Origin of the sequence: Candidatus Angelobacter sp. (assembly GCA_035607015.1) — a bacterium.
Classification (GTDB): Bacteria; Verrucomicrobiota; Verrucomicrobiia; order Limisphaerales; family AV2; genus AV2.
On the sequence record DATNDF010000485.1, the window covers coordinates 1 to 5540 of the forward strand.

Sequence of the window (5540 nt, forward strand, 5' to 3'; positions counted from 1 at the left end):
TCACGGAGGCCGAGGCGAAGCAGAAGGGCATCGAAGTCAAAGTCGCGAAATTCCCGTGGGGCGCTTCGGGTCGCGCTCTGAGTTTCGACCGTACGGACGGCTTGACCAAGCTGATCATCGACCCGCAGACGGAACGCATCCTGGGCGTTGGAATCGTCGGTCACGGTGCGGGCGAGTTGATTGCCGAGGGTGTCGTCGCGATTGAAATGGGCGCGACCGCGAAGGACCTCGCGTTGTGCGTGCATCCGCACCCGACATTGTCCGAAACTTACATGGAAGCGGCCGAAGTTTTCTACGGCCATCCAACGCACACGTTCGTCAAAAAACAGGCGACGAAATAACGCTTACTCCCGGAACCCATGTCAACCATCCCAACTCAGTTCACCAACGTCACCGCCGTCGCCAAGGCCAATGTTTATTTCGACGGCAAGGTCGTCAGTCATTCCGTTCTCTTCCCCGGCGACAGCAAAAAGACGCTGGGTCTGATTTATCCCGGCAAGTTCCACTTCGGTACAGACAAGGCCGAGCGCATGGAGATCGTGGCCGGGAGCTGCGGGGTGAAACTCGATGGACAATCGGAAACCATCATTTACGCGATGGGTCAGACATTTGAGGTTCCCGCGAAGTCCGGCTTTGATATCGAAGTGAAGTCCGGAATCTGCGAATACATCTGTTCGTTTCTCGGGTAGCACCTGGCACTACTCAGCGGTGGGTGAGCAAGGCGATTACTCCGGCAGCCGCCAGCGCTGCCAGCACCGCCAGTGTAATTTTGATCCAACTCTTCGGATACCGGCCCGCGATGGCTCCCGTATAGCCGTTGATCACCACCTGAAACGCGCGCCGGCCATAGTCGTAACTCAGCAGCCAGATCGGCACGAGGATGTGCTTGAACGTCTGTCCGGAATAATTCGGGTAAACCTGCAGGTTGCGGTGGGTGTCGCCCGGCACCTGAGACGCGCACATGCCATTCAGCTTGGCGTCCATCTGCTCTCGTGAGTTGCGCGCCGCGGCGAGAAGATCAATCTGGTACCGCTCCACCACCCAGCCGGAGAGGAATCCCGGTTGATATCCGACCAGTTCCTTCGTGGGGAACGGTTCGACGCCGCCCAACAGGTCCGGTTGCACGCCGCGCGAGGCCGGCACCAGTTCGTCGTCGAAGAAGTGGTCGAGCGCTCCGGAACTTGGCACCCAGCGGACACGCTGTACCTGCCGGGTCTGTGTCCTGCCGTTCGCGTCAGTGTAGGTTTCGGTCTCGTAATAGTAATAGCCGGACTCGGCGGTCCATTCGGCATGAACCTGGGCGTCGAACGTCCAATAGGGGACATACAGACCACGCACCGTATCGGTGAGCGCCCGGGTCTTGAGCTTGTTCGGCGCGAACCACCGCGTGCGATACCACTGACGAATGGAATCGCGCACCTGCGATTCGGCCAGTTTCATCGGCAACAGGCTTTCGGGCCGGAACGCCTCCTTGATTTCCTCATAAGGCACCAGGGCGGTCGATCCGCAGAAATCGCAGCGCTGGCTGACGTGTGCGGGATCAAACACCGAGATGGCCTGGCAGCTCTGGCACTTTACGGAAACTCTCTTCACCTGCCACCCGCGCTGATCGTCGGGGATGTTGCGCAAGGCGGAGGCGAGGTCGTGCTCCTTGACGGTCTCCTCGCCGGTGGCGCTCAACTCGATCTGCGCTGGCGACGTCGCGCCGCAATACGGACAAATGAGCGCCTGTTTGGCAGGGTTCCATTGCGCCTCGCCGCCGCAGGCCGGGCAGGAGAGTTTTTTTTGAGCGGTGGCTTCAGGCATTGTAAGAGTCCATCGTTTCTTCAAGAACTCTATTCCCACAAAAACCGCATTTGCCCGTCGCGATCACAACCTGCGAACTCAGACCAACGAGTGCTTTCCGGGAATGCGGACAATTTACACCGATCATTTGAATCTTTTTTTTGGGCCAGCGAGCAACGCTGTAGAACATGCCTGATGCAAAAACGATAACGCTGACTGCCGTGATTAGTACGCACCATTTGTCAAAGCCAACTCGATCCGCGCGTGATTCAATAATTCCGAATGGGAAGCTGGCAAGAGCGATGAAAAGCAAAAGAAGAGCGCAAGACCATAACTCAACTTTTCGATACGCCTTGAGTCCGGACCTGTAGGAGTCGAGTGTCACATTCAACGAGCTAAGGTTACACCTTCAAAAACTCCTCCAACGCCTGTCGCGTAATCCGCCACTGGCTGCCGATTTTCTTGCCCTTCAGTTCTCCCTTCTCGAGCGTCGCGATTACGTCGGCTTCGGTTACCCCAAGAGCGCGGGCCGCTTCGGCGGGGCCGAGCAATTCAGGAACTCCGCCGCCGGGCGGTGCGAGCGGCGGAGGCGTTGATCCGATCACTGGCGGAGCGGCGGGCGGTGTGGATTGCGGCGCGTTCATCGCGGCCATCATTTGTTGGCCCATTGCCAGACCTGCGCCCAGTCCCGCTGCCGTGCCGGCCATGCCGCCTGCTTCGCCGCCGCCTTTGCCCATCGCTTCGGCCATTTGAAACTTCACGTAATCGTTGAGATTTCCGACGGCCGCCATGCTTGAGCGTTTGTCGATGGCTTGCTCGACTTCCGGCGGCACCGAGACGTTCTCGACGATGAAGCTGGCAATCTCGATTCCGTACTTCACGGTCGTCTGAGGATTGATCAGTGGCAGCAGCGCTTCGCCCAATTCGGTATAGCGCGTCGCGACATCCAGGACCGGCACTTTCGACGTCGCCAGCGCGTCGCTGAACACACTCACCAGACGGGAGCGCATCGTGTCCTGAAATTCGTCGAGCCGGAAATGATTGTCCGTGCCCGCGACTTCTTTCAGGAATGTTTTTACGTCCACGATCTTGAAATCGAACGTCCCGAACGCGCGCACGCGCGCCACGCCGAAATCCGAATCGCGCAGCATCACCGGATTGCTTGTCCCCCACTTGTTGCCGGTGAAAAGCCGCGTATTGACGAAGTAAACATCCGCCTTGAACGGCGATTCGAAGCCGTATTTCCAACCTTTGAGCGTGGACAGGATCGGGATGTTGTCGGTGACGAGAGAGTATTTGCCCGGGCCGAACGTGTCGCCGAACTGGCCGAGGTAAATAAACTGTACGGTTTGCGACTCGCGCACGATGAGTTGAGCGCCGCGCTTGATTTCCTTGTCGTCGTCAGGGAAGCGCCATGACAGCGTGTCGCGCGAATCGTCCTCCCACTGGATGATGTCCAGCAGTTGTGTTTTCAGATAGTTCAGCAGTCCCATAAATTATCTCCGGTTAAAGTTCGAGTGAATATTGCAGTCGCCGGACAGGGCGGGAATTAAAAAATCGCCTCGCTTTTGTAACGACCGGCCGAACTTCCGAGCGAGAGGTCGGGTACGTTCACGCCGAAGGCTCGATCTGCCGGATGCGCCGCAAATGCCGTCCGCCGGCGAACGGCGTGTCCAGCCACACCTTCACGATCTCCAAAGCCAGCTCCAAAGGAATCGTCCGCTGGCCGATGGACAGGACGTTCGCGTCGTTATGCTGGCGCGCCCAGCGGGCGGTATCGAGGCTCCAGCACAGCGCGCAACGGATACCCGTGACCTTGTTCGCAACGATGGCTTCGCCATTCCCTGATCCGCCGAGCACAATTCCGCGATCAAATTCTCCCCGCGCCACGGCTTCGGCGACCGGCCTTATGAAGACCGGGTAATCCACCGGCTCAGTGCTGAACGTGCCGAAATCGCGAGCCTCGTGACCGAGTTCCTGGAGCAGGGTTTTGATCTTCTCCTTGTATTCAAATCCGGCGTGATCGGAGCCGATGGCGATCTTCACATTACTCGAAGGCTCGCCATTGTGGTGTGTTTGTCCAGTGGATTCCGAGGCGGATCAGTCTTAAGGGCGGATTGTGTTTCCATTCGCACCGCGAGTGCGGGAGTCGGCCACGATTTCCGTTCCGAGTCGGGGCATTGAAAATCCAGCCGGCACAGGGCACATTTCAGCACTGGTGTCGGGCGCCGGGCTGGCGGGGCGGGATGCGAAACTTACTTCTTCCTTCGATGCCTTGTTTTGAACAACTCCAACTGCGGTTCCTTGAAAAAGTCATAATTCTTCAAAATGCGGATGACCTGGAGCAGATCGGATTTCTGATAGTTGCGGTTGACTTCGATCTGGTCGATCAGGTCCGCGAGCATCGTGTGAAACGGAATGACCGCGTCCACTCCCTTGCTCTTCAACAGTTCGATGCTTTCGTCCCGGGCCTCCCGCCCCTGGGGGAGCGCCGGCACCACCAGGATTTTTGCCGGTGAGCCCTCGCCGCCAAAAACCTTCGTCGCGCGCTCGAACACCGGTGGCTCGACAAAGCGGAAAATCTCCGGCGCGTTGGCCAGCACGGCGGGGCTGAAACTTTCCGTATGCCAGCCTTTGACCGCCACCACGGCGCGGGCAACCGCCGCCAGGTTGTCGGACGCCAGCACAAACGGCAAAGGACTGTCCGCCACGACGCGGTGCGGATTGAGCACAAAGAAATCAATCTCCTCGTCCTCCTTGCGCGTCGGCGCGACGTATTTGCGCTGCTGCCGGACAAAGAACCCGTGGAGTTCGAAATACTCGCGGACAATTGTTTCGCTGACGGCAGCCACGGCTAGTTTCCGGGTTGAGGAGATTTCTCGTCGGAGCGGCGGGCGGGAGGCTCGGTCAGCACTTTTTCCACCAGGTCCAGCGGGACCGCCTGACCGAACGAGACTTGGCCGATTTTGTTCACAAGCACAAACTTGATGACGCCCTCACTCACCTTTTTGTCGTGCCGCATTGCCTCAAACATTTTTTCGCGCTGGCCGGGATTCAGCTTGATGCGCGTCGGCAGCCCCGCCTTTTCAAACACCGTCGCGACCCGCTCGACGTCGCGCTGCGGGAATCCAAGCAACTCCGCGGAAAGCCGCGCGGCGAACACCTGGCCGATGGCGATGGCCTCGCCGTGCAAGAATTTGCCGTAACCACAAGTTGCTTCGATCGCGTGGCCGAGGGTATGGCCGAAGTTCAGGATCGCCCGCAGGCCGCTCTCGGTTTCGTCCTGGCCCACAACACCGGCCTTGATCTGGCAACAGCGCGCCACGACGGATGAGAGCGTGTCGGGATCGCGCTGAAGCAGTTTGGGCATGACCTGTTCGAGGCGCCTGAACAGTTCAACATCGTGGATGATTCCATACTTGATGATCTCCGCGAGGCCCGCTCGATACTCGCGCACGGGCAGTGTTTCCAGCGTGCCAAGGTCACAGAGCACGAAGCGCGGCTGCCAGAACGCGCCAACCAGGTTTTTGCCGGCCTTGATATTGACCCCCACCTTGCCGCCGACGGAACTGTCCACTTGCGCAAGCAGGGTCGTCGGTATTTGGACAAAATCAATGCCGCGCAGATAGGTTGCGGCGACGAACCCGGCCAGGTCGCCGACCACGCCGCCACCCAGCGCAACGACGAACGATTTTCGTTCCAGCCGGTGGGCGGCAAGCTGGTCATAGCACGTAGCGACAACCTTCAAGCTCTTC

8 protein-coding genes are annotated in these 5540 nt (G+C 58.9%); 2 read left to right on the forward strand and 6 right to left on the reverse strand.

Features of this window, described 5'->3' with window-relative positions; genetic code table 11:
- Window positions 1–341: dihydrolipoyl dehydrogenase (locus VN887_19290; protein ID HXT42162.1), on the forward strand; the 341-nt coding region annotated here is incomplete at its 5' end.
- 18 nt (window positions 342–359) lie between these two features.
- A complete protein-coding gene (locus VN887_19295) occupies window positions 360–689 on the forward strand; it encodes a pyrimidine/purine nucleoside phosphorylase (GenBank protein HXT42163.1) in 330 nt (109 codons plus the stop codon).
- 13 nt (window positions 690–702) lie between these two features.
- On the opposite strand, the gene VN887_19300 is transcribed toward VN887_19295, so the two are convergent.
- The 6 genes from VN887_19300 to aroB all read right to left on the reverse strand — a co-directional run.
- Entirely contained in the window at window positions 703–1806 is a 1104-nt protein-coding gene (locus tag VN887_19300) for a zinc ribbon domain-containing protein (protein ID HXT42164.1), read from the reverse strand.
- Complete coding sequence (locus VN887_19305) at window positions 1799–2170, reverse strand: hypothetical protein (GenBank protein HXT42165.1); 372 nt, start codon at window positions 2168–2170, stop codon at window positions 1799–1801. Before VN887_19305 ends, VN887_19300 begins: the two co-directional genes overlap by 8 nt.
- Window positions 2171–2186: 16 nt before the next feature.
- Window positions 2187–3278 carry an SPFH and helix-turn-helix domain-containing protein gene (locus VN887_19310; GenBank protein HXT42166.1) on the reverse strand — a complete coding sequence of 364 codons (1092 nt, stop codon included), beginning with the start codon at window positions 3276–3278 and terminating at the stop codon, window positions 2187–2189.
- A 118-nt stretch (window positions 3279–3396) separates the two neighbouring features.
- A complete protein-coding gene (gene rpiB / locus VN887_19315) occupies window positions 3397–3831 on the reverse strand; it encodes a ribose 5-phosphate isomerase B (protein HXT42167.1) in 435 nt (144 codons plus the stop codon).
- A 209-nt stretch (window positions 3832–4040) separates the two neighbouring features.
- Entirely contained in the window at window positions 4041–4637 is a 597-nt protein-coding gene (locus VN887_19320; GenBank protein HXT42168.1) for a hypothetical protein, read from the reverse strand.
- 2 nt (window positions 4638–4639) lie between these two features.
- A partial coding sequence (aroB, locus tag VN887_19325) for a 3-dehydroquinate synthase (GenBank protein ID HXT42169.1) occupies window positions 4640–5540 on the reverse strand: 901 nt, incomplete at its 5' end.

Bases quoted from the DNA above. Each gene is read 5' to 3' on its own strand.
- VN887_19295 (HXT42163.1), top strand. From the start codon at position 360: ATGTCAACCATCCCAACTCAGTTCACCAACGTCACCGCCGTCGCCAAG.
- VN887_19300 (HXT42164.1), bottom strand. From the start codon at position 1,806: ATGCCTGAAGCCACCGCTCAAAAAAAACTCTCCTGCCCGGCCTGCGGC.
- VN887_19310 (HXT42166.1), bottom strand. From the start codon at position 3,278: ATGGGACTGCTGAACTATCTGAAAACACAACTGCTGGACATCATCCAG.